Raw genomic sequence first — 1,782 nt, forward strand, 5'->3', positions numbered from 1 at the left:
GATAATGACGGCAACGAGGACGTATTGACGTCCCAGTCAACGAACCGCTACCCGTCGCCCCCCTACCAGGGCGGCGACGACTCGCCGCTGCCCCCCGACCCGCCAGGATGGGAAGACATCATGGCGCCTGCTCCGCGAGGCGGCCGGATGCCGCGGTGACAGCCCGGTGACGAGCCACTCGCTTCGCGTGGGCTACATCTCTCGCACCGCGATATAGTGTCGCGTACCCGCCAGGAAGGGTGATGATGCCCCGGCCAACCCGACGCGACTTCGAGCGGCTACTTGAGTTCCGCGTGGCGCTGCGGCGCTTCCAGCGCTGGAGCGAAGACCAGGCCCAGGCCGAGGGCATTACGCACGTCCAGCATCAGCTGCTGGTGGCGGTCAAGGGACACCCCGGCGACCTCCCGCCCACCATCGGCGAGCTGGCAGGCTACCTGCTGCTGCGCCCGCACAGCACCGTGGAGCTCGTGGACCGCGCCGCGGCGGCGGGACTGGTCGAACGGGCCCGTGACCCGCATGACGGCCGCGTGGTGCGAGTCCGCCTGACCGAGGCGGGCGACCGGATCTTGCAAGAGCTGACCCCGGCTCACCTCGCCAGGCTGAACCAGCTCGCGGTCGTTCTTGATGACCTGGTGACCCAGTACGGCGGGCAGGTCGACCCCCGGATCTCCCGGATCTAGGACACTCGCGGCCCAGGACAGCGATAACCCGCCGGGCCTCGTGTGCTCCGGCGGGTTATCGAGGTCCTTCGCGGGTTACCGGGTCACCACCGGTACCAGCGGCGTCCTTCGCCGGCACGGAAGACGAAGCCGACCAGCCATACGATAAGGACGATCGCCGCGATCCACCACAGGGCGTGCAGGGCGAAGCCAAGTCCCCCCAGCAGGATCGCCAGCAGGAGAATCAGCAGGATAAGAGCCATGACGGCGCTCCTCCTTTGTCGATTTTGTCTTCCCTTTGCCTACCCTCGGGTCCGCGCTCAAACGTGTGGGCTCAACCTGCCGATTGCGTAATCGACCCGCTCTACCGGTGCCCTCAGCTCAGGCGGCCAGCCTTATCGCGGTCGCCTCATCAACCACGCTGGCCAAGCGAAGCGCCTGGTGCCGCGCTATCTCCGTCACCACGGATCCGCCGCTGTGCGTACCGGCTGCCGTTGCACTTCGGGCAGACCTGCAACGCCCTGAAAACCTGGGAATCCTTGTCCTCCGCATCGGCGTCGTGCAGATGCGTAGAGGCCAGAAATTGATCCGTCCCGGCGTTGGTGAAGGGGCTATACGTTTGCGCATACCTCAGGTCACCCGACACGGACCCTCGTGGGGCGCGGGCTGGTGGGGTGCGGGGAGGCTTGCGGCCCGCCATTGCGGCCTTCAGCACCCAAATCTGACCGCAATTAAGGCAGGTCCGTTCCACCATGCCGCGATTACGGAAAGGCCATCGCATGTACCCGAGCGTACGCCCCTGCTAGGCCGCCGACCATCGTTACCTGCCGTCCGCTCTCGCACGTCCGCGCGGACCAAAGTAAGGCGACGGCCTCGCAGACCGCTCCCCTCTATTGGGACGTGCCAACACCCCAACGCGCCGACTCACGCTCGCCGCAACCTACCCTCTCGAGTTTCTCACGCAGTCTCCGCACGCGAACGGACCCCCGGCCGCGGAGCCTCGGCCGCGGAGCCGCGCCCGGCCCGGGATTCTGCCGCGTCCCCGCTCACCGCCGCGCCCCCGGCCCGGCGAGGGCGCGCCCGGCCAGCTCACCGGTGAACGCGCCACTGCTCACCGTGACCT

General features: G+C 67.8%; 2 protein-coding genes. One reads left to right on the forward strand and one right to left on the reverse strand.

The features are described from left to right. Positions 1-242: 242 nt before the first annotated feature. Entirely contained in the window at positions 243-680 is a 438-nt protein-coding gene (locus WA805_RS04510) for a MarR family winged helix-turn-helix transcriptional regulator (protein WP_422290475.1), read from the forward strand. A gap of 83 nt (positions 681-763) precedes the next feature. Here WA805_RS04510 and WA805_RS04515 read toward each other — a convergent pair whose 3' ends face one another. Then, complete coding sequence (locus tag WA805_RS04515) at positions 764-922, reverse strand: hydrophobic protein (RefSeq protein WP_422275127.1); 159 nt, start codon at positions 920-922, stop codon at positions 764-766. Positions 923-1,782 lie beyond the last annotated feature (860 nt).

The sequence above is a fragment of the Trebonia sp. genome (genome assembly GCF_049794275.1).
In the GTDB taxonomy this organism is placed as follows: domain Bacteria; phylum Actinomycetota; class Actinomycetes; order Streptosporangiales; family Streptosporangiaceae; genus Trebonia.

Excerpts from the sequence above, each read along its gene's own strand:
- WA805_RS04510 (WP_422290475.1), top strand. The coding sequence starts at position 243 with ATGATGCCCCGGCCAACCCGACGCGACTTCGAGCGGCTACTTGAGTTC.
- WA805_RS04515 (WP_422275127.1), bottom strand. The coding sequence starts at position 922 with ATGGCTCTTATCCTGCTGATTCTCCTGCTGGCGATCCTGCTGGGGGGA.